Raw genomic sequence first — 19,793 nt, forward strand, 5'->3', positions numbered from 1 at the left:
TGACGGTTTCATGAATGATCTATCGCAAGGCCCGAGCACGAGTTCTCGCTATGAAAACAACATCAACTGCAGCGGGCCGCATCGTGAAAACCCAGATCATTCGAGAGCTCGGACAGGGCGACATGCTGCTGCCGTCGTTGGTAGCGGAAGGCCTTGCCGCCAACGACCGCATCAAGGTGCGCATGAGCGCTCTGCAGGCCGCACACCAGCATGCCGAGGCGCCCGATCGGCCGGCGAACGAGCTTGCGGTGGAGAGTCGAGCCGCCGGAATCGCGCCGGCCGCAATCGCCACACTAATCGCCGGCGCCCACCTGATCGGCGGTGGGCGACTTGCCGCGCCGAATCTGGCCAAGCTGATGAAGGAGATCCAGGACGACGCTGCGACCATGATCCGTGCCGTCAGCGCAGGTGCTCCGGCCGATGGCGAAAAAGCGAACGCCCGGCTGAATGCGATCCGTGGCGCGGGCCTGCTCGAAACCAGCAACGAGATCGAGATCGCGCGCATCGCGCGGTTGACGGGCGTCACCGAAACGGAAGCCGACAGCCTGCACCGCCTGGTGATGGACCTGCACAAGCAGCTCAACAGGCTCGCTGCAAACTGCTCCGAGGAAATCCTGAGCGGCGCCCACGTGTTCGGACTGCATGCCGAGGATCGCGGCGCCGTCGAGAGCTTCATGAAGGGGCTGAACGAGACCCGTGCGCTGAAGTTCAACCACCCCGGCCTCGACACCATGGCGACCCGCTCGGGCGGCCGGCTCCTGATCCAGAACGACATCGGCACCACGGACGCGCATGTCGTCGTCATCGCGGTGAAGAAGAACGCGATCACTGTCACCTACACGGACGTGCACTTTGCGCGCGCAAAGTTCTTCATCTCGCTGTTCGACAGGTTCGAGGCGAACTGGAGTGGGCTCGACCGACACGCAGCAGTCGGCCTCGGCGAGGACAATTCCTTCTACCTAATCACCTGCCAATATCAGGCAAGCCACGCCAGTGGCCGCAACGAATTTCTGGCCGCAGTGGGCGCCGCGCTGGTATTCCTGATCGACTGGAACAAGGCGCGCAAGCTATTGCGCACCTGGGTGACCAAGGACGACGCTACACGAATCCTGGAATGGGCTGCACGGAATCGCATTGGCCACCGCAGCTTCCTCGAACTCGGCGGCAACGAGCTGTTGGGATCGGCGGTGCGCAACGCCGCACCGACGCGGATCGGCTTCGGCGAACGTCTCGACCAGGCTCTGGGCCGCAGTGCTGCGATCGATTTCCTGAAGGCTGCGCTGCGTGCCTCCACCGACGCGCTGCTCGAGGGCCGTTCGGTGCGCATGGTACGCGACCAGATCGAAGCCGATCTGGTGCGGCACTTTGAGCGCGTCGATGGCGCGCTGCTGGCGGTGGTGATACGCCAGATCGGGCTGGCGCACGATATCGTCGCCGCCGTCTCCCGCCACATCGCGGCTCTCCAAGCCGGTCTGCCGGCCGATCGCAAGGAGCTCACCAGGCGCTGCGGCCACATCGAGCAGAAGGCCGACCGCATCGCACTGGAGACGCGCAAGGAGGTCAGCCGGCTCAACGCGCGGCCGACCATCGGACAACTCATCGACCGCGCCGAGGAAGCCATCGACGAATTTGAGCAGGCGGGGTTCATCGCTTCATTGATGCCTGACCTGACCGACGAGGCACTGCTCGCAGCGCTCGTCGAGCTGTGCACGATCGGCCTGATGGCCACGGAGGCCGCAGCCACCGGCCTTGCCGCCGCGACCGACGTCCCGGAGGGCCGGCGCGCGGATTCTGAGGACGCGCTCTCCGCGGTGACCCGGCTAATCGATGCCGAGCATGCGGCCGACAGTCGTGAGCGCGCGATCACGGCGCTGGTGTTTTCTGGCGGCTTCGACGTCGCAACATCGCTCTCGGTTCTCGAGCTCGCGCGCGCCATCGAGCGCGCCACCGACCGCTTCGCCGGTTTCGGACATCTGCTACGCCGGCACATCATGATTGATCTCGCAGCCTGAGGAACGACCATGCATATCGTGCGTATCGGTGGCGACGCGACAGAACTGCACTCTGGTGAGGAGATCGGCGCGAAGGCAGCCAACCTCGCGCGGATGGCGGCACTCGGCCTGCCGATTCCGCCGGCTTTCGTGCTGCCCGTCAAGCTCTGCGCCGACATCATCGCCGGCCACGCCCATGCGGAGCGACACCTGCGAGATGGGCTGAAGGAAGGAATCGCCTTCCTGGAGGAGGTGACAGGAAGACGCTTTGGCGATCGCCGTCAGCCGCTGCTGGTGTCCGTGCGCTCGGGCGCGGCGCGATCGATGCCAGGCATGCTCGACACCGTTCTCAATATCGGCTGCACATCGAACGCCATACACGGCCTGATCCGTGCCACGGGACGGCCGAGGCTCGCCTGGGATTGCCGCCGCCGCTTTCTCGAAAGTTTTTGCGAGACCGTGCTCGGGCTCGATCGGGCAGCGTTCGCCGCGCGGCTCGGCGAACTGACAACGAGCGAAGGCGTCGTCAACGACCGTGAGCTGGACAGCGAGGCGCTGGAACGGCTCGCTGCCGAGGAGCAGGCGCTGGTCGAAGACAGCGACGACGGCTGGCTCGAGGACGCGGTCGCGCAACTGAACGCCGCGGCGCGCGCCGTCTACCGGTCCTGGATGAGCGAACGGGCGCAAACCTATCGGAAGCTCCAGCAGCTCGAAGAGCTCCAGGGCACCGCGGTGACCGTGCAGTCGATGGTGTTCGGAAATGGCGGGCTCGCCTCAGGTGCCGGCGTCGCGTTTTCGCGCGATCCCTCGACCGGAAAGCCGCATCCGATGATCGACCTTGTGCTCGACGCGCAAGGCGAGGACGTGGTCTCCGGACGGCGCATGCCCGATACGGACGAGGCGATCGCGCGGGCGTTGCCTTCGACCGAGGTCGAACTCAGCGAGGTCCTGACGCAGCTCGAACGGGAGCTCCGCGACGTCCAGGACGTCGAGTTCACCGTCCAGGACGGCAAGCTCTGGATCCTGCAGACGCGCTCCGCCAAGCGGACGCCGCGCGCGGCGGTCAGGATCGCGATCGACCTTGTGCGTGAAAGGCTCATCACGGAGAGTGAGGGATTGGCGCGGATCGCCGAGATCGACATCACTACACTCACCGAGACAGCGCTCATTTCGGCCGGCGAGCCGGTGGCAACCGGCATCGGCGCCTCCGGTGGCATCGGCGTCGGCCGCGCCGCCTTCGATTCGGAAAACGCAAAGCGGCTTGCCGCCACGGGCGAGCCGATCATCCTGCTTCGGCCTGACACCAGCACCGCCGATGTTGCGGGCTTCGCTGTGGCTGCGGGCATCGTCACGACCGTCGGTGCTCGGACATCGCATGCGGCGCTGGTGGCGCGACAGATGGGCAAGCCGTGCGTGGTCGGCTGTAGCGCGTTGAAGATCGACTTCGACAGCAGACAGGCGCAACTTGCAAACGCGACGCTGAGGGAAGGCGACTGGATCACCATCGAAGGCGATACCGGACAGCTCTATCTCGGTCGTTGCGAGACGGTGGAGACGCGGCCGGAGGTCGAACTTGCCGAAATCGCCAAATGGCGATCGCAAGCCAACGCGCAGCCGGTACGCAAGTGTTCGCAGAACTAGTTTAGAAACGCGCCAAACGCGCATCCATCGGTGACCATCACCTTAGCCGCGATTCCGAGCTCCCAGGAGCTCCTTCCTCGCGTGGGTATGCAAAGCCACTTGCGCCAATGCTCCGATTAGGTGTGCCGTGATTGCATTCAGAGCAAAGGCAAGTTGACGAGCGGTAGGCGGCTTGCGAACGGCTTCGCTTATTGGAACCAAGCGTTCAAGACTTGTCATTGATTTTGCTCAAGCAACGGAGCTGGTTTCGGAAGAGAATGTTGCATAGTGCGGAATGAGACCATGTCGTTTGAGCGGGTTTTGCGCTGGACCCTGATTGCGATCGCAATCGCGGGGTTGACCGCGGGTATTCTTGCGGGAGCCGCGGGCCGGCCTGACCTGGCTGATCTCTTATGGGGAATCGGCACGGCACCCGTGATAGGAGGACTGGGGGTCTCGATCGTTAGGGACTTGCTGGGCGGCCGCCTGGGAGTGGACGCGATCGCACTCCTGTCGATGAGCGCGGCATTGGCGCTCGGCCAGCCGCTTGCCGGCGCTGTGGTGGCACTGATGTATTCCGGCGGCAACGTGCTGGAGGACATCGCGATTGCGCGGGCCGAGCACGACTTGCGGTCCCTGGTCGATCGTGCACCGCGCTGGGCACATCGTAAGACCGGCGAGCGGATTGAGGAAGTGCCGATCGAGGCAATCTCCGTCGGCGAAGAACTCCTGGTACGCGCCGGCGAGATTGTGCCGGTCGACGGCATCGTCCGTTCGGCCATGGCTACCATCGACGAGTCGGCTGTTACGGGAGAGCCGATCCCCGTCGAGAAAACACGTGGCAGCGCAGTTCTTTCCGGTTCGCTTAATGCTGGTGAGACGTTCGAGTTGACCGTGACCGCGCCGGCCGGCGAAAGCACCTACGCTGGCATCGTGCGCATGGTGACGGCGGCGCAAACGGCAAAGGCTCCCTTTGTTCGGCTGGCCGACCGCTATGCGCTGATCTTTCTTCCCGTAACGCTCGTCATCGCCTTCCTGGCATGGTTGATCTCCGGCGATCTGACCCGCAGCCTCGCCGTGCTGGTGGCGGCAACACCTTGTCCCCTAATTCTCGCAGCACCGGTCGCCTTCATCGCCGGCGTGGCGCAAGCGGCCCGCCGCGGCATCTTGGCCAAGGGCGGCGGGGCACTGGAGGCGCTGGCTCGCGCGCGCACGGTGCTGTTTGACAAGACCGGCACGTTGACCGTGGGAGGGGCGCGGTTGCTTTCGGTTGAAGTCGCCCCGGGGGAAGACCCGGACGAGGTCCTCACACTTGGGGCATCGCTCGAGCAGGCCTCGCAACACGTCCTCGCCAAGACTGTCGTCGCTGCGGCCATCGATCGCGGGCTCGAGCTGAAAGCGCCTGAACAGGTCAAAGAGACTATGGGTATTGGCTTGCGCGGCCTGATCGACGGCCGCCAGGTCGCCGCGGGTTCGCGAGAGATGCTTCTTTCACATGCAGAGCTGTCGCCGTGGGAGTTGCGTGCGATCCGGCGCGCTTCATGGCGCTCGGCGCTGATCGTCTTTGTCGCCGTCGGCGGGCATCCGATCGGTGCGTTGCTCCTGGCCGACGAGCTGCGGGCTGATACGCCGCGAGCGATCCGGTTGCTGCGCGATGCGGGCATCGCGCGAATGGTGATGGTTACGGGCGATCGCGCCGCAGCGGCGCAGGCGATCGGAGCAGCGCTCGACCTCGATGCCGTGCTGGCCGACCGCGTTCCTTCAGATAAGGTCGAGGCGGTGCGCACGGAACAGCGGCAGCATCCGACCATCATGGTCGGCGATGGCATCAATGACGCCCCGGCACTGGCCGTGGCCGACATCGGGGTCGCGCTCGGCGCGCGCGGAGCGGGCGCCTCGTCCGAGGCGGCAGATGTGGTGATCCTGGCCGATCGGCTTGATCGCGTCGGCGAAGCGATCATAATTGCGCAGCGCGCACGGCGGATTGCCCTCCAAAGCATCCTTGTGGGTATGGGATTGTCCTTGGCCGCCATGGTGGCCGCTACCGTAGGCTGGCTTGATCCCGTGCCGGCGGCGATCGTGCAGGAGGTAATTGATGTTGCCGTCATCCTGAACGCGCTGCGGGCGCTCACTCCAGCTCATGGGAGCGCTGGTCGCCGGATATCCGCAGAGCAGGGCTTGGCACTGCATCACGACCATCAGGCGCTGTTCAGGGATCTCGACCGCCTGCGCAAGATCGTCGATGCGATCGACGAGGTACCGCCAGACACCGCGGCGGCCTTGATTGAAGAGGCTGATCGCCTGGTTCAGGGCAGCATCGTAAAGCACGAGCGCGAGGACGAGGGCAGCGTCTATCCGAAGATTGCGGAGGTACTGCGAGAGCGCCATGGCCTCTCGGCCATGAGCCGCGCGCACCGAGAGATCCTTCACCTCGCGAGGCTGCTCGCTCGGATCGCGTCGGACCTACCGTCAGAAAAGATCGACCGCTATCTTGTCCGAGACGCCCAGCGTGTGATCGAGGCGATCGAAACTCTTGTGCGCATGCATACTGCCCAAGAGGAGGATATTTACGAGGCCGTGGCCGCGCAGTGAGGTGGCTTGGCGACTCTATGTGACCCGGAGCAAAATTCATCGTTAGTCGATCGTGCCGAATTCCGCCACGGACAGGATCCAATAGGCAAGGTTGGTGCCGGTAAAACGAACTCCGAACCTGAGCGGAGAGGCTATCGGCATCGTTCGTTGCGCCGCTATAGCCGCGCATTGGTGCAGGGCGATCAAAGCGGACAGCGGGGCCATCTCAAAGTCAATTAGCCGTGCGGCCCAGCTACTTTCTTTGCTCGCCCAATAGCTTGCCAGTCTTGAGGTTTAGGAAGTGGAGGCGCGAGCAAGCCGGACAAGTGATACCTTCATATTCGTCATCGCGCTCGCTCACGCGCTCCGTACGGTGCTGGACGCTCGAGCCGGTTCTTGGGCACACGAAAGTCCAATTCCTCCCGCTCGTGTCATCTTGCTCCATTGGGAGCTCTTGATCGTTGGCGGTAAAAAGCTAGCCTATTGCGCCAACTCCAGCCCTAGATTGATCTTGCTCAAAGCTCCACGCTTTTGGCTGAGCGTCGGCTCCCACTTGAGGCGCGATCCAGTAGTGGTAATATGAGGCGCTCATCACGCAGGGGTGCCTCCGCTATGTACAGGTACATCGCCCGTGAAAATATCGACCGTTTCCTGGAGCTGCTGAACGACGATAGCCTAGCGTCCGACCGCCGGGCAGTGGTCACTAAGCTGCTGATTGACGAAGAGAACAAGCTAGCACGGGATGCCGAGCAGCTTGGCTTTGCCGAGATGCGAGCCGCAAAAGGCCGGGAACGCCTCCACCGTGCGCGAGAGCAACTTGCGGAAGCTCACCCGCACAACCACCCTCAATTGGAGCGGCTCGTCGACAATTTTGAGGCTATTCAGAAGTTGTTGGATGGCTTCTGTCATCAATTCCAAAGCAGGGTGAACTTACGGCTGTAGCCAAGATGCCCGAATACCGCTCGCGCCATTGCAAGAAGGTGATGCGTCCAGCGGGCAGGTCGGTTGAGCATCATGATCTGCCGCCGCGTTATCCCTGAAAGCGAAGAATGATTCATCTGAAGCGCCGAAAGAGCGCCAGACATAGTTTCAATGTCGCCCGACAAGTGAAATGGATCGATCGGCTTCCTCCAAAGGTTGCGCGTGTTTCGCAAGTAATGTTCGTTCGTGTACACAATTCGCGCCGATCGGGATCACGGACATCAACTGATCAATTTGTCGGCGTCGATGGGTAACCCGTCTTGGTCGTCGCGTCGATGAGCATCTTCACGTCAACCTTGCTGTCGTCGTAGGTGACAACAGCCGTCTTATCCTCGAGCGAAACCACCGCCGTGGCGACACCGGGAATTGCTTCCAGGCTTTTCTTGACTGCGGACGTGCACAAGTCGCACGCCATCTTCTGCACGTTGAGTGTGACCGTCTTTTCCGCGGCGAGCGATGCCGATGACATCGTCACCGCGAGTATGCCGATCAGCACGCGCCGGAACACCATCTACATTCTCCGCAGCGAGCTATGGTCAATCTGTCGTCAACTCGAGAATCCACCGGACCGGGCTGATCGGCGTGCTGTTGAATCTGACGGTCTTGCCGTTCAGCGCGGCGAAAGGCCCGGTAGCGAGCTTTACCACACCTTTGCCCGAAGCCTCGTTGCCAACAAATTTGCCGTCCTTCGTGATGATCGCCGCCGCACCTTCCGTCAGCTCGGTGACGACACGGCCGCCGGGAATACGGTGAACTCCGCCACCGACGATGATCCTGCCCTTGGGCCCATCCCACTCGATCGTGTTGGATCCGCTATATAAGGCTCCCTTTAGGAGGCCATCGACCCCTGCGCAAGAGTATTGCAGAAGTGAAAGATTATGGTCCGGGCGATCGCCGATCGGCTCTTGGGTGAAAAAGTCGACCATGTTGCACTCGTAGCGCGCCACAACATCGGCGCGGGCCATTTGAGTGCTGACGAGCACGGCCAAGCTGGAGCAGAAGAGCGTGGTGAAGGTGCGCTTGTTCATGAAGGACTCCCCCGACAGAAACTCATTCGTCATATCCCTTAGATGATCACCGGAGTGTTCACTTGATGTGCGTCAAGCGTTGTGAATCAGAGCGGCGGTGAATAATCAGGAGACATGATCGCGATCAAGAAACGCCGTGACGACTCCCGTGAGCTATCGGCGCTCTTGACCAATATCAAGTCCGTATCGGCATATAGATGCCACAAGGCAAGAATATCGCCAGATCCCGCAAGGATTGGCATCGGCGCTCGACTAGACGACGGAGCGAGATTCGCTGAAGGAAGGCAAGCAGCCTTTCCGAAAGGCTGCCCAACCGTATCGTGGTACGGTAAGCTCCTGATCATCGGAGCGCCGCTTGTCACCTGGGATGAGAGCTCTTTCGATTGATCGCGGTTCTATTGACTTTGGACTGATGTCGTTGGTCGAGAACAGGGACCCTGCAGGATGCGCGCCAAATTTACATTGCCTGACTTGGAAGAGAGGCTGGAAGAGCTGCAGGCCGGAGCGCTTGTTCAAATCAGCCGTCGCGATTACGAGCGTCTATTCGGATTGAACGATGCCGCGATTGGTCGTCTGCGCAATTTCGCCCGCAGTCACCAATGCATTGCCAGTATCGCAGACACGGCCATATTGTTTCGCAAGCGTGTTGCGTCGATTGATCAGAAGTCGACGCCTGTACTGTAAGGCGCGCGGCGCGGTTGTGGGGGGCAAATCGCGCGAGAATGATGTCCCGCAAACTCAAGAAGGAAAGTCGGCCGGCTTCACGTCGATGCGATCGGCGTGAAGTGACCAGTCGCGAATTGCACGCCACTCGCAGAACTTCTTCTTTGCCAATAGGGCCGCTTCAGTCTCGTCGTGCGCATCGACGTCGAGAGTGTGCTGACATGCCTCGCAAGGCTGGCCCTGATCGCCAACCACATCCTTGAGAAAGCGGACAACAAAATGTGCCATGCATGCCTCCTCGCGAAAACCTGAGAATCTGTCTAGCGTCAGTAGACGAAGCTCGGTGTCTCGAGCAGGTGATCATTGACGGTCACGACGCCGGGAATGGCTTCGGCGGCCACGCGGATGGCTGCTCGTTCTGCGGCGGACGGTGCGAAGCCCCAAAGATCGATGACGCCGTTCTGCACCGTTGCGTTCAGGTTGAACGTATGTGCCCAAGACTGGTTCTTGAGCTCCTCAAGGAATCTCTTCCTGATGGTCGCGTCGGGAAGCGAAATCTCGAGCTTCGGCCGGGCGCTTGCGATCGCCTGAAGCAGGTTTGCCCGGCTGACGAGTCCGACCAGCTGGCCTTGCTGGTTGACGATCAGCACGCGTTTAATCTGGTTCTCTTCGAGTAGCATTGCAATGTCATGCAGCGCGGTCTCAGGCGTAACCGTCACGACGTCGCGCGTCATGATGTCGGTGATCTTGATTGCGTGCGATTTGATGTAGTCAGTCGCCATTTGAGCATCGCCGGTCAAAATACGCAGCCACCAGGAGTAGGGGCGTTCGGTGCCGGCTTCGGCTCGATGCAGCAGGTCGCCTTCGGTCACGATCCCGAGGATCCTGTTGTCGGCATCGACGACGGGCACCGCGCTGATGCGTTGAGCAAGGAGAAGTTGCGCGACCTGCCGGACGGTGGCGTTTGCGTCGACGGTTATCACGGGGGAAACCATTACATCTCGTGCCTGCATGACAACCTCCGCATCAATCGCTCGGTTTCGATTTGTCGATAATCTTGCCGGATTATGATCTGTCGAGATTGATCGGGATCAAGCGAGGGTGCCTGCCGAGCAGTAGAAATCGTTGACCTGCGACGGAGGAGCTGGAATGACCAAGATACCGCATCGTGCCGTGGTGTTCGTTGGCGACGGACGAAAGGCGCTATTCTTCCGCAACGAAGGCGACGAGAAGTTCCCGAACTTGAAGATGGAGGCCGTCTTCGAGGATCAGAATCCGGCGGCTCACGATCAAGGGAGCGATCGTCCTGGCCGGGTGAGCAAAGCGTTGCATTCTGGGCAAAGAAGCTCCGTGGAGATGACCGATTGGCATGAGCTCGAGGAGCGCCGCTTTGTGAAGCAGGTTGCGGCTGCTGCGGAGCGTATCGTGCGCGGCGAGAAGTCGACCGCGCTGATTATTGTCGCTCCATCTCGAACGCTGTCGGCGCTCCGGTCGGAGTTCCATCCTGATGTGAAGCGACGGATCGTGGCGGAGCTTGCCAAGGACCTCACCAGGCATCCGGTGGGCGACATCGAAAAGCATTTGCTGGACAAATAGGGCAGCCGTGTCGCCTGGTGCAAGTCCGCAGGAGAGGTTTCCGACCAGGGCGGTGCTGAGCAGGCAAACATGATCTCGCTTGATGTGCATCAAGCTAGGAAGCGGCCGGATGCACGATAGAAGGTAGATCGCAGCCATCGGGGGAACGACATGTCTTTTGCCAGCGTCATGGTCTACGTCAATCCAGAGCAGCAGGAGGAAGGGCAGAGTGCCGTGGCGGAAGGCATCGCGGGTGGATTTGAAGCATCCCTTCTCGGTGTCGCGGCGATCGCAACAGAGCCGCCGTTCGTTGCCGAGGGCGTGATCATCCAAGAAACGACGGCCGACGATGTCGAGCGCTTACGGGCAACATTGTCGGCCAAGGAAGAGTGGTTTAGGCGAGTTGTCCGTCTGCCGAGCGAAAAGGTGGAATGGCGCACGGCGATCGGATTCCCGACCGAGTTTCTGGTTGAGCAGGCCAGGGCTGCTGACCTTGTCGTCGTCAAGCGTAAGCAGCTCAGGGCCAACGACCCCCGCCATCTCGATTCCGCGGGCGCCATGCTGCGAATGGGCCGTCCCACGCTGACAGTACCAGACGGTGTGACAGAACTGGCCGGCGACCGCATCGTGGTCGGCTGGAAGGACACTCGGGAGGCGCGACTTGCCGTTCGCGACGCGCTGCCGTTTCTGACCCGGGCTTCGAAAGTCACGATCGTCGAAATTTGCACGTCGAACGAACAGGATGCGGCGCACTGCCGGGTGCGGGATGTGGCCAATTATCTCAAGGGGCACGGTGTGAGTTGCGAGCACGAGGTTCGCGTGCATACGGCGGAGGCCGATGCCGGTTATCTCATTCGCACGGCCGCAGACGTCGGCGCCGACCTCATCGTTACCGGCGGCTATGGACACAGCAGGTTGGGCGAATGGATCTTTGGCGGCATGACGCACAGCCTCCTGCACGAGGCTGAGGGTTGCCTGCTGATGTCTCACTAGCCCGAGCGGATAGCGCAACGGTCCTGTAGAGGCTGATCGAACAGGGGCAAATTGATGCCGCCATGGAGCGCAGGCGCGGTTGACGGAGGGAAGCATGAAGGCGGCAGAGATCATGCGGACCTGGTTCGCTATAGTGAAGCCGAGTGCTCCGCTTCTGGACGCTATTCATCTTCTGCTCGAGACCAATCAGCGCGGCCTGCCGGTTCTTGACGATGAAGGGACGTTGGTCGGCATCATTTCAGAAGGCGATTTCCTTCATAGGCGCGAGTTGGGAGTGGACTATCCGGAGGGATTTTGGCTCGAGTGGCTCCTGGGGAAAGACGAGGGGCAGCTCGCTCGCGAGCGAACCAGAGGTCTTCGGGTCGATGCCGTCATGAGTCGTCACCCCGTCTGCGTCGATGAGAACGCGACGATAGAGGCGGTCGTCAAAGAGATGGATATTTACCAGATCTCGCAGGTGCTGGTACTCCGCAACAAGAAGCTTGCGGGTATTCTAGGCCGCACCCAAATGCTTGTCGCGCTCGAGCAGCACTTGAGATGCGCAGAAGGATCAAGGCCGTAACAACAGCTAACCACTCCTGACGACGGGGCTCGATGGTCGAAGCAACGTCGATCGCGCCAAAATCCCTTTGCTCTCTTCCAGGAGACGGCGTGATTCTTCGACAGATTTCCGCAATTCGTCAGCCTTGCGCCGCGTTTCTTCTACGATTGCCTTGGCTTCCTTTACAAGGCGTCGATGCTCGTTTATTGGCATTGGGCAGTCCCCCCACCAATTTGACGAATGCCAAGACTACACCCTAGGTACCCTCGTGCATTAACAGACGATAAGGCAGCTGCCCAAGTATGCACCGATGCGGTCTCTTGCAGCACACCGCTATCGGAAAAGTCCGACTTGCAATGCCCTTTTTGTCGAGGGGTTGGCGCAGAAGATCTCCTGTTAACACGCCGACAACGCTTCACGACCCGCGCGACTTTGATGCGTTCCGTGGGAAACACGACGCTGCCCGATCCCGCGAAGCTTGGAGACGTGTGGCTCTTCGCGACCCGTTTGACCAAGATCAAGTCGCGTGCAAGAGGCCCCTCTAATCATGTCGACGTGCTCCGGGGTGCGCTTTAGCCCAGTGAGCTTGATGCCCCGGCAGATTGCTGCATGACAGAAATCGCATCAAAAGTTAAAGGTTGCATCGTCTCGTGGACAAGTGCGCTTTCTGCGGGCCTCGTCGTCGGAGTCATCCTATGGCAAGGAGGAGAGGCAGGGGTCCGGGCGACCGAGCCAGCATCACAGTTGGAGATGATCGTCCGGAACGAGGTCGCCGATGTCCTATCGGTCAAGAGCTGCGTCCTTGCGGTGGTCAAAGGCGACGGTTCGTTTCAGTGGTTCGGCGTGGCTGGTACCGCGAACGATGGGGCTGAGGTCGCCATTACGAACAAAACCCCCATTTACATTGCCAGCATCACGAAGCTCTACACAGCAACGATTGTTATGATGCTGGCAGAGCAGGGGCGGCTCTCGTTGGAAGACACGATCACCAAGTATCTTCCTTCCGCAATGGTTCACGGTATTCACGTGTATGCCGGAAGGGACTATTCGGACCAAATTACCTTGGGAGAATTGCTATCTCATCGATCAGGCATAGCTGACTACTACTCGGACAAGGCCGCGGATGGCAAAAGTGCGTTTGATCTGTTCCTCGAGGACCCGATGCGGCATTGGACCGTCGATGAAACGATTGCGCGGGCCCGGAGCCTGAAGGCGCAATTTCCGCCGGGAACGGCCACAGCCTATTCGGACACAAACTTTCAGTTGCTCGGCAAGATCATTGAAAGCGTGACCGGCCACCCCCTTCACATCGTCTACGACAATCTGCTTTTTCGCCCCCTAGGGTTCGAGCAAACATGGTTGGTTGGCTATCGGCCGGAGAGATTGGGCTCGGGCAGTTCTCCCGCCGACGTCTACTTTGGCGACCGGAATATCACGCTTGTGCGTTCGAATGGTTCTTATTGGGCCGATGGGGCATCGTCTCAACGGTAGGCGAGATGATTGTATTTCTTAGGGCCCTCAAGGAGGGGAGGCTTGTCAGAGCGGAGACGTTGCTACGGATGCGTGAGTGGCACCGCTGGCAATTTCCGATGCAGTATGGATATGGAACAATGCATTTTTCGCTGCCGTCTCCGCTTGCCGGACTAACCGGTCTGCCGGCGACGTGGGAGCATTCGGGTACATCCGGTTCGTTTCTCTACTATGTGCCGGAAAGGGACTTGTACATCGCGGAGGGTGGAATTGTGTCGACGTTGCTTTAACGAAGCGGGTCGGTCATCCCTCGTTGAGCGCTCTCCGCAGCTTCCTGATGATGACGCCACGTGCCCGATCGTCCGCCGCCGCCTCGATTTGGTCATTGATATCGAGAAGCAGTTTGGACATATCGTTGTGCCAGTCGAGGTTGACGACTGCATCGGGAGTGAGCCTGCGGCGGCGAGCGACGTCGATCGGTGTCGGTGCGGCAGTCGATAATTCGTAGACGTCGTCGAGCATCGGCGTGAAAATGCGGGCCGTTGGAACGGTTCGTTCGGCCACCCGGTTCAGAAGGCCTCCGAGCGCGTGCTCTTCCCCGTGCATGATGAACAGGCCACGATGAATGGGGCGGCGCGCGGCTATCCAGCGCGCAAGTTCGGGGCCGTCGGCGTGCCCTGAGTATTCGTCGATGTATCGAATTCTCGCCGCAACCTTGATTTCCTCGCCCTGGATTCTCACCGCCTTCGCGCCATCGCGCAGGAAGCGGCCCAGAGTGCCTTGGGCTTGGAATCCCGTGAGCAGGACCGTGCCCTCCCTGCGCCATAACCATCGCTTCAGATGATGGCGGATGCGACCGGCGTCGCACATTCCGCTTGCGGCAATGACGATATGAAAGCCGGAGAGCCTGGCGATAGATTTGCTCTCGTCAACGGTTTCCGTGAAGTGCAACTGACTGGATGTCAGAAGCCGATCTAGATCGACCGCCGGATCGAGGCTGGCCGCGTTTTTCCGGAAGACCTCCGTCGCACGGATTGCCAAAGGCGAATCGAGGAAGATCGGTGCGATCGGAATCTCGCCGCGGGCCATCAAGTCGGCCAGGTCGACGATCAACTCCTGGGTCCGTTCAACCGCGAAGGCAGGAATCAGCAGCGCGCCGCGTCCGCTGGCGGCATCGCGCACCTCCTCGGCGAGATGCAAGCGACGCAGTTCGGGCGTTGTGGACGGGCGGTCGCTATCGCCGTAGGTTGACTCGCAAAACACGTAATCGAGGCTGGTTGGGCCCTCCGGATCCGGCTCCAGAAGTTTGGCATCTGGGCCGATGTCACCCGACATCAAGATACGCAACGGTCCTTCGTTTCTACCTTGCTCGGCGAATTCCAGCTCGATCGAAGCCGAACCGAGCAGATGGCCGGCATTCCAATAGCGGGCGCGGACGCCCGGTATCACCGTGTACCACGCCTGGTATTCGACCGGCCGAAAGGCATCAAGCGTCGCATTCGCATCGGCTTGCGTGTAGATGGGCGCGACGGCGGCCCGTCCCCGGGCGGCGTTTCGGCGATTCAGGGCGGCAACCTCCGTTTCCTGGATGTTGCCGGCGTCAGGAAGCATGTAGGAGCAGAGCTCGATGGTGCCGCGCGTCGCCAGGATCGAGCCTGAAAAGCCCTCACGCTTGAGCTTCGGCAGGAGCCCGCTGTGGTCGATGTGGGCGTGTGTCAGCAACACAGCGTCGACGTCCGCCGGGCGGAACGGGAACGCACCATAGTTCAGCGCTTTCAACGTTTTCGGCCCCTGGAACAGCCCGCAATCGACCAGGAATCGTCCCTTGGGCGCATCAAAGAGATAGCAGGAGCCGGTAACGGTGCGGGCGGCGCCGCAAAACTGGATGGTGACGCTCATGGAGTGGTCCCACTTACCGGCATGCCAGCGACCTCCCGCCGCAGTGCGCGAACGAGAAGATCGTCGAGGTTGATGGCGTTGGTTGGATGCGGCACGCTGTTGGTGGAGCGGACGGAACGGATGCCGGCGCGACCGAACGCGGTCATAAGCGCTCGCGGGAATAGCGCGTGGACGATGATGGCCTCGATAGAAGAGGCTCCTGATGCGACAATCGCTTCCGCACAGGCGACGAGGGTCCCGCCGGACGACACGATGTCGTCGATCAAGAGCACCGGTCGGCCGACGAAAAGCGTCGTGTTCGGGAACGCAATCTGGACCGATTGATCACTCCGACGCACTTTTTGCGCCACGCTGTACGCAAGTCCGAGACGGCCTGCAATGTCAGCCACCCAAGATCGGGACTCTTCATCGGGACCGACCACGACTGTCGTAGGTGAGACCGTCTCGGCACGAAGCAGAGCCTCGATCGCAGGCCCGGCCGACAGATTGTCCGCTTCAATTCCAGGGAAGACGCCGGTGAGGCTGGGCATGCGATGGAGATGTGCATCAAACGTGATAACGCGATCGAAGGTGTTCGCCAGAAGAGCGCCGATTGCGCGCTGACTAATTGCTTCTCCCGGATGGAACGCAGCGTCCTGGCGCATGTAGCCGAGATAAGGCGACACGAGCACCAGCCGCCTGACTCCGTTACGCCGCAAGGCCTCTGCAGCGAACAGTAGCGCAATCAGCTTTTCATTAGGTTGATTGAGCGAGCAACAAACTATGGCGGTCGCCGCCGCCGGACCGACGGTTGCCCGCAGCTCCCCATCGGGAAACCGATGTAAGTTGATCGCATATCCCGGGATACCGAGAGTCTCAGCAAGCCGAGGCCCGAAATAGCTGGAAGTGGGCAGCCATTGTACTGCAGTCGGGATCATGGTGTCGCCCCGGCCTGCGGTTCGATCCGGTAAGCAGAATCCAGCTTGGCCATGTCGACAGCGAGGTCAACGCCCGAGGGCTCGAATGCATGAATGCGATAGAGCGGTTCTCCCTGCTCAACGCGATTGCCAATCTTCTTGAATAATTTGATGCCTGCGCCCTTGTCGAGCGGGGCGCCTGCGGTGCGCGCCAGCCGGTTCAGGCGCAAGCAATCGATCGCTGAGACGACACCATCGCTCGCGGCGTGAATGTCGACGGTAAGGCTTCCGAGCTCACTCGTCGAAGGTGCTGGGCCCTGAGCCTCGATGATCTTCATCATCTGTCGAAGCGCCGCCCCGCTCTCCAGGAGTTCGCTGGCACGTGCGTAACCTGCCCCGCCGCGCAGGTCGGGGTCTTGATCCAGGAGGTGGGCAGCAAGACGTAAGGACTTCTCGCGAAGGTCACGTGGTGCCTCGGGCTCGTTAGCTAGGACCGCCATCACGTCCTGCGCCTCAAGAGCCGGGCCGATTCCGTTGCCGATAGGCTGCCGCCCATCGGTCGTCACGACCTCGACTTCGATGCCAAAACGATCGCCGACGAACTGAAACAGCTTGCGAAGGCGCATTGCTTCCGACACCGTCGTAAGCTTGGCGTTTGGACCCACTGGAAGGTCGATGAGAAGATGCGTCGAGCCTGCAGCCAGCTTTTTCGACATGATGGACGCGACCATCTGCTCGTGCGTATCCAGCGCCAGCGGTCGCTCAACGCTGATCAGGATGTCGTCTGCCGGCGACAGATTGACGTGTCCGCCCCATGCGAGGCAGCCATTGCATGAGGCGACGACTTCCTTCAGCGCTTCAACGTTGAGGTCGACTCGGGCCAGGACCTCCATGGTGTCGGCCGTTCCCGCGGGCGACGTGATCGCGCGCGACGACGTCTTCGGGATTGTCAGTCCGTGCGCGGCCACAATCGGAACTACGATCATCGACGTACGATTGCCGGGAATGCCGCCGATGCAGTGCTTGTCGACGACAGTCTTAGCATTCCACCTGAGCTGCGTCCCGGCTTTCGCCATGGCGTCTGTCAGCGCGACCAGCTCTCCGGATGTCATAAAGTTGGCGGAGCTGACGAGGAACGCAGCGATTTCCATGTCCGAATAGCGATAATGCACGAGATCATCGACGATTGTGCCGATCTCGGGAGCCTCAAGCGTCTTGCCCTGAATCTTGGCGCGAACCGAGTCCAAACTGGGTGGGGAGGGGGCAGGGGTCACCGCAATATAGCTGCCCGCGGGCTGCCCGAAGCGCCGAAACGCGGGTTCAGCCATGCCAAGCTCGTCGGGCCCGACCAGGCTATCGTCATCGGTGAGAAGTACTGTCGCCAGTTGCGTCTTCGAGCCGCTGCGCAGTTCGACCCTGGAAAAACCCCGAAACAGGTCCGGTCGTAGCGCCGTTGACCGCCGGGAGATCACAACGATGTTCTCGCGGCCAGTGTCGAGATTGACACGGCGGGATTTGAGCTGCGCGCGGCCGGGTGAGATGTCACTCATCAACAGTGAGGTCTTTGTTGCAGATGCAACAGGATACCGACGCGACCGAGCGGCATGTTGACCCAGATCATTGCTGCTCTTGGCTGACCGGATCAGTGAACCAGCCACGATCGCAAATCAAGCTACTTCAGCCTTATCGAGCGAGGTGCGAAGGTGGCTCGAGCCGAAATGCGAAGTGTTACGCATCGATCTTGCGTAGCCGATCGCGGTTACGCAGTTCGATCTGACGCGCACCGGAAAACCCGAGAACGCCTTGCGCATGGAGCTGAGAGAGCGCGCGCGAGACCGTTTCGAGAGTGAGTCCGAGATAGTCGCCGATGTCGCGCCGGCACATCGGCAGCGCCATCATGCCGGTGACGGAGAGACGCCGGTCCATATCGAGAAGGAAATTCGCAATCCGTTCCAGCGCGTTCTTGCGTCCGAGGAGGAGCATGTGATTTTCCGCCCGCTTCAACTCGCCGGCGGTCATGATCCAAAGCTTGCGGGCAACGCTGACGTCGGCCGCTGCTGCCCTTTCAAGAGAGGTGCGCCTGATAAGGCGCACCGTCGTATCCACGATAGCCTCAGTAGCGAGCCGGTGAACCGAGCCGGCTTCCAGCCCGAAGACATCGCCGGGTAGGTGGAATGCACCAATCTGACGACGTCCATCCGCCAAAAGCTTGTAGCTGCGGACCGCACCGGATGTGACCTGGTAAACGTATTCAGCCGGCTCTTTCTCGCCGAAGATCTCCTCGTCCTTCTTGTAAGCGAACTCGCTGGCGACTAAGCCGACATGGCCGGTAATGCCGGCGAATTGGTCGGAGACGTGGTTAGGGGTAGGTGCAATTTTGTTAGCACCAATGGGCGTGGTGGTGGGGGCGCTTGTGAGCATCGGCCATCTCCCTCGTGATGGACAGACCGTACGTGACTGCAGTTAGGAATGATATTTCGCAGGAATCCCTAAGGAGAACTACTTATCTTCCCGGAGTTCTGGGAGCGATGCGGTGTAGTTGCTTGAGCTCAGCCCCTCATCCAGAGGGACAAGCGTTCGGGATCGGACGATCGGAAATCCGCGTTGACGACTTTCGTGGGGCGCTCCGGAAGCCAAGCCTGTCTTGGGTAGTTCCCACCGCCCTCTAACCAGGCGCAAATCGCCTAGGAATGTCGAAACGCGGACTTGCAAGATCAGGCCTGTCCTGGCGTTGATCTCGATCAAGACGTCGGTTGACGCCGCAATTACCTCTTGAACCTTTCGGAGCGGAAGATATGCGCGCGCACCAGATCATGTCCCGACGGGTGATGACGATACGGCCTAACGCCTTGATTGCCGACGCTATCAAGGTGATGCTTGCTCATCACATCAGTGGCCTTCCGGTCGTGGACTCGAATGGGAAGCTCGTCGGCATTCTGTGCGAGGGCGATTTTCTCAGGCGGACCGAGCTCGGAACGGAACATGCGCACAATCGACTACTCACAATGCTACTTGGGGCCGACCGGCTCGCAGGCGAATTCGTCAAGGAGCACGGGCGCAAGGTCGAGCAGGTGATGACGCGTCAGCCAGCGACTACCAGCGAGGAGGCGCCTTTAAAGGAAATCGCCGACCTGATGGAGCGCCGGCACGTGAATCATGTTCCGGTGATGCGCGGCGATCGGATCGTCGGCATCATCACCCGGTCCGACTTCCTGTCAGCAGTCGCCGGTCCGCTGACCAGCGCTTCCGGTTATACGGAGGACGACAATCAGATCCGCCGGTCCGTTCTCGCGGCGCTGGCCAGGGTACCGTGGCAGCCAATTGGTTTAAACGTCAGCGTCAAGGATGGCGCGGTCACACTGCGTGGAGTCACCAAGAATGGAAACGCCCATCAGGCCGTAATCGTGGCTTGCGAGAACGTTCCAGGCGTTCGAGCAGTGGACGACCGCCTTTGTCTTCAGTCCGCCCATCCCGATTCGGAGGACGACTATGGCGGAGGCGATTTCGTGTCTCTTCAGATCGAGCCGTCAACACTGGATGACGAGCCGCTGTAATGGCATCGTCG

Annotated in this window: 17 protein-coding genes and 1 pseudogene; 10 read left to right on the forward strand and 8 right to left on the reverse strand. The window is 60.8% G+C overall.

What is annotated here, in order from left to right:
• The first annotated feature begins 83 nt into the window (after positions 1-83).
• From NLN62_RS24280 to NLN62_RS24295, 4 genes are all read left to right on the forward strand, one after another.
• A complete protein-coding gene (locus NLN62_RS24280) occupies positions 84-2,012 on the forward strand; it encodes a hypothetical protein (protein ID WP_254113648.1) in 1,929 nt (642 codons plus the stop codon).
• Between the two features lie 9 nt (positions 2,013-2,021).
• On the forward strand, positions 2,022-3,632 hold the full coding sequence (locus tag NLN62_RS24285; protein ID WP_254110484.1) for a PEP/pyruvate-binding domain-containing protein: 1,611 nt from the start codon (positions 2,022-2,024) through the stop codon (positions 3,630-3,632).
• 282 nt (positions 3,633-3,914) lie between these two features.
• Positions 3,915-6,203 (forward strand): heavy metal translocating P-type ATPase, encoded by a 2,289-nt coding sequence (locus NLN62_RS24290; RefSeq protein ID WP_254110485.1) that lies wholly within the window; start codon positions 3,915-3,917, stop codon positions 6,201-6,203.
• 591 nt (positions 6,204-6,794) lie between these two features.
• Positions 6,795-7,124: a hypothetical protein gene (locus tag NLN62_RS24295; protein ID WP_254110486.1), complete on the forward strand. Its 330-nt coding sequence runs from the start codon at positions 6,795-6,797 to the stop codon at positions 7,122-7,124.
• 268 nt (positions 7,125-7,392) lie between these two features.
• Here NLN62_RS24295 and NLN62_RS24300 read toward each other — a convergent pair whose 3' ends face one another.
• Together NLN62_RS24300 and NLN62_RS24305 are read right to left on the reverse strand one after the other, a co-directional pair.
• Positions 7,393-7,674 carry a heavy-metal-associated domain-containing protein gene (locus NLN62_RS24300; protein ID WP_254110487.1) on the reverse strand — a complete coding sequence of 94 codons (282 nt, stop codon included), beginning with the start codon at positions 7,672-7,674 and terminating at the stop codon, positions 7,393-7,395.
• 25 nt (positions 7,675-7,699) lie between these two features.
• Complete coding sequence (locus NLN62_RS24305; RefSeq protein ID WP_254110488.1) at positions 7,700-8,191, reverse strand: hypothetical protein; 492 nt, start codon at positions 8,189-8,191, stop codon at positions 7,700-7,702.
• 444 nt (positions 8,192-8,635) lie between these two features.
• Between NLN62_RS24305 and NLN62_RS24310 the strand changes: the two genes are divergently transcribed.
• Positions 8,636-8,875 (forward strand): hypothetical protein, encoded by a 240-nt coding sequence (locus NLN62_RS24310; RefSeq protein ID WP_254110489.1) that lies wholly within the window; start codon positions 8,636-8,638, stop codon positions 8,873-8,875.
• Between the two features lie 54 nt (positions 8,876-8,929).
• On the opposite strand, the gene NLN62_RS24315 is transcribed toward NLN62_RS24310, so the two are convergent.
• Together NLN62_RS24315 and NLN62_RS24320 are read right to left on the reverse strand one after the other, a co-directional pair.
• On the reverse strand, positions 8,930-9,142 hold the full coding sequence (locus NLN62_RS24315) for a hypothetical protein (RefSeq protein WP_254110490.1): 213 nt from the start codon (positions 9,140-9,142) through the stop codon (positions 8,930-8,932).
• Positions 9,143-9,180: 38 nt separating this feature from the next.
• Complete coding sequence (locus tag NLN62_RS24320; RefSeq protein ID WP_254110491.1) at positions 9,181-9,867, reverse strand: CBS domain-containing protein; 687 nt, start codon at positions 9,865-9,867, stop codon at positions 9,181-9,183.
• 136 nt (positions 9,868-10,003) lie between these two features.
• Here NLN62_RS24320 and NLN62_RS24325 point away from each other — a divergent pair, with 136 nt between their 5' ends.
• The 4 genes and pseudogenes from NLN62_RS24325 (at position 10,004) to NLN62_RS24340 (ending at position 13,723) form a co-directional block, all read left to right on the forward strand.
• The gene (locus NLN62_RS24325) at positions 10,004-10,450 is read left to right on the forward strand and encodes a host attachment protein (RefSeq protein ID WP_254110492.1); all 447 of its coding nucleotides are present in this window, start codon (positions 10,004-10,006) and stop codon (positions 10,448-10,450) included.
• Positions 10,451-10,618: 168 nt separating this feature from the next.
• Entirely contained in the window at positions 10,619-11,422 is an 804-nt protein-coding gene (locus NLN62_RS24330; protein WP_254110493.1) for a universal stress protein, read from the forward strand.
• A gap of 94 nt (positions 11,423-11,516) precedes the next feature.
• Positions 11,517-11,984: a CBS domain-containing protein gene (locus NLN62_RS24335; protein WP_254110494.1), complete on the forward strand. Its 468-nt coding sequence runs from the start codon at positions 11,517-11,519 to the stop codon at positions 11,982-11,984.
• Positions 11,985-12,713: 729 nt separating this feature from the next.
• Positions 12,714-13,723: pseudogene (locus NLN62_RS24340) on the forward strand (serine hydrolase domain-containing protein).
• 13 nt (positions 13,724-13,736) lie between these two features.
• Here NLN62_RS24340 and NLN62_RS24345 read toward each other — a convergent pair.
• The 4 genes from NLN62_RS24345 to NLN62_RS24360 all read right to left on the reverse strand — a co-directional run bounded on the left by NLN62_RS24345 (position 13,737) and on the right by NLN62_RS24360 (position 18,649).
• A complete protein-coding gene (locus NLN62_RS24345; RefSeq protein ID WP_254110496.1) occupies positions 13,737-15,332 on the reverse strand; it encodes an MBL fold metallo-hydrolase in 1,596 nt (531 codons plus the stop codon).
• Complete coding sequence (locus NLN62_RS24350) at positions 15,329-16,249, reverse strand: ribose-phosphate pyrophosphokinase (protein WP_254110497.1); 921 nt, start codon at positions 16,247-16,249, stop codon at positions 15,329-15,331. Before NLN62_RS24350 ends, NLN62_RS24345 begins: the two co-directional genes overlap by 4 nt.
• On the reverse strand, positions 16,246-17,778 hold the full coding sequence (locus tag NLN62_RS24355; protein ID WP_254110498.1) for a thymidine phosphorylase family protein: 1,533 nt from the start codon (positions 17,776-17,778) through the stop codon (positions 16,246-16,248). Before NLN62_RS24355 ends, NLN62_RS24350 begins: the two co-directional genes overlap by 4 nt.
• A gap of 178 nt (positions 17,779-17,956) precedes the next feature.
• Positions 17,957-18,649 (reverse strand): helix-turn-helix domain-containing protein, encoded by a 693-nt coding sequence (locus NLN62_RS24360; protein WP_254110499.1) that lies wholly within the window; start codon positions 18,647-18,649, stop codon positions 17,957-17,959.
• 374 nt (positions 18,650-19,023) lie between these two features.
• Here NLN62_RS24360 and NLN62_RS24365 point away from each other — a divergent pair, with 374 nt between their 5' ends.
• Positions 19,024-19,782 (forward strand): CBS domain-containing protein, encoded by a 759-nt coding sequence (locus NLN62_RS24365; RefSeq protein ID WP_254110500.1) that lies wholly within the window; start codon positions 19,024-19,026, stop codon positions 19,780-19,782.
• The last annotated feature ends 11 nt before the right edge of the window (positions 19,783-19,793 follow it).

The sequence above is a fragment of the Bradyrhizobium sp. CCGUVB23 genome (genome assembly GCF_024199885.1).
In the GTDB taxonomy this organism is placed as follows: domain Bacteria; phylum Pseudomonadota; class Alphaproteobacteria; order Rhizobiales; family Xanthobacteraceae; genus Bradyrhizobium.

Bases quoted from the DNA above. Each gene is read 5' to 3' on its own strand.
- NLN62_RS24320 (WP_254110491.1), bottom strand. From the start codon at position 9,867: ATGCAGGCACGAGATGTAATGGTTTCCCCCGTGATAACCGTCGACGCA.
- NLN62_RS24290 (WP_254110485.1), top strand. From the start codon at position 3,915: ATGTCGTTTGAGCGGGTTTTGCGCTGGACCCTGATTGCGATCGCAATC.
- NLN62_RS24300 (WP_254110487.1), bottom strand. From the start codon at position 7,674: ATGGTGTTCCGGCGCGTGCTGATCGGCATACTCGCGGTGACGATGTCA.
- NLN62_RS24315 (WP_254110490.1), bottom strand. From the start codon at position 9,142: ATGGCACATTTTGTTGTCCGCTTTCTCAAGGATGTGGTTGGCGATCAG.
- NLN62_RS24360 (WP_254110499.1), bottom strand. From the start codon at position 18,649: ATGCTCACAAGCGCCCCCACCACCACGCCCATTGGTGCTAACAAAATT.
- NLN62_RS24295 (WP_254110486.1), top strand. From the start codon at position 6,795: ATGTACAGGTACATCGCCCGTGAAAATATCGACCGTTTCCTGGAGCTG.
- NLN62_RS24345 (WP_254110496.1), bottom strand. From the start codon at position 15,332: ATGAGCGTCACCATCCAGTTTTGCGGCGCCGCCCGCACCGTTACCGGC.
- NLN62_RS24285 (WP_254110484.1), top strand. From the start codon at position 2,022: ATGCATATCGTGCGTATCGGTGGCGACGCGACAGAACTGCACTCTGGT.
- NLN62_RS24350 (WP_254110497.1), bottom strand. From the start codon at position 16,249: ATGATCCCGACTGCAGTACAATGGCTGCCCACTTCCAGCTATTTCGGG.
- NLN62_RS24305 (WP_254110488.1), bottom strand. From the start codon at position 8,191: ATGAACAAGCGCACCTTCACCACGCTCTTCTGCTCCAGCTTGGCCGTG.
- NLN62_RS24355 (WP_254110498.1), bottom strand. From the start codon at position 17,778: ATGAGTGACATCTCACCCGGCCGCGCGCAGCTCAAATCCCGCCGTGTC.
- NLN62_RS24330 (WP_254110493.1), top strand. From the start codon at position 10,619: ATGGTCTACGTCAATCCAGAGCAGCAGGAGGAAGGGCAGAGTGCCGTG.
- NLN62_RS24325 (WP_254110492.1), top strand. From the start codon at position 10,004: ATGACCAAGATACCGCATCGTGCCGTGGTGTTCGTTGGCGACGGACGA.
- NLN62_RS24310 (WP_254110489.1), top strand. From the start codon at position 8,636: ATGCGCGCCAAATTTACATTGCCTGACTTGGAAGAGAGGCTGGAAGAG.
- NLN62_RS24365 (WP_254110500.1), top strand. From the start codon at position 19,024: ATGCGCGCGCACCAGATCATGTCCCGACGGGTGATGACGATACGGCCT.
- NLN62_RS24335 (WP_254110494.1), top strand. From the start codon at position 11,517: ATGAAGGCGGCAGAGATCATGCGGACCTGGTTCGCTATAGTGAAGCCG.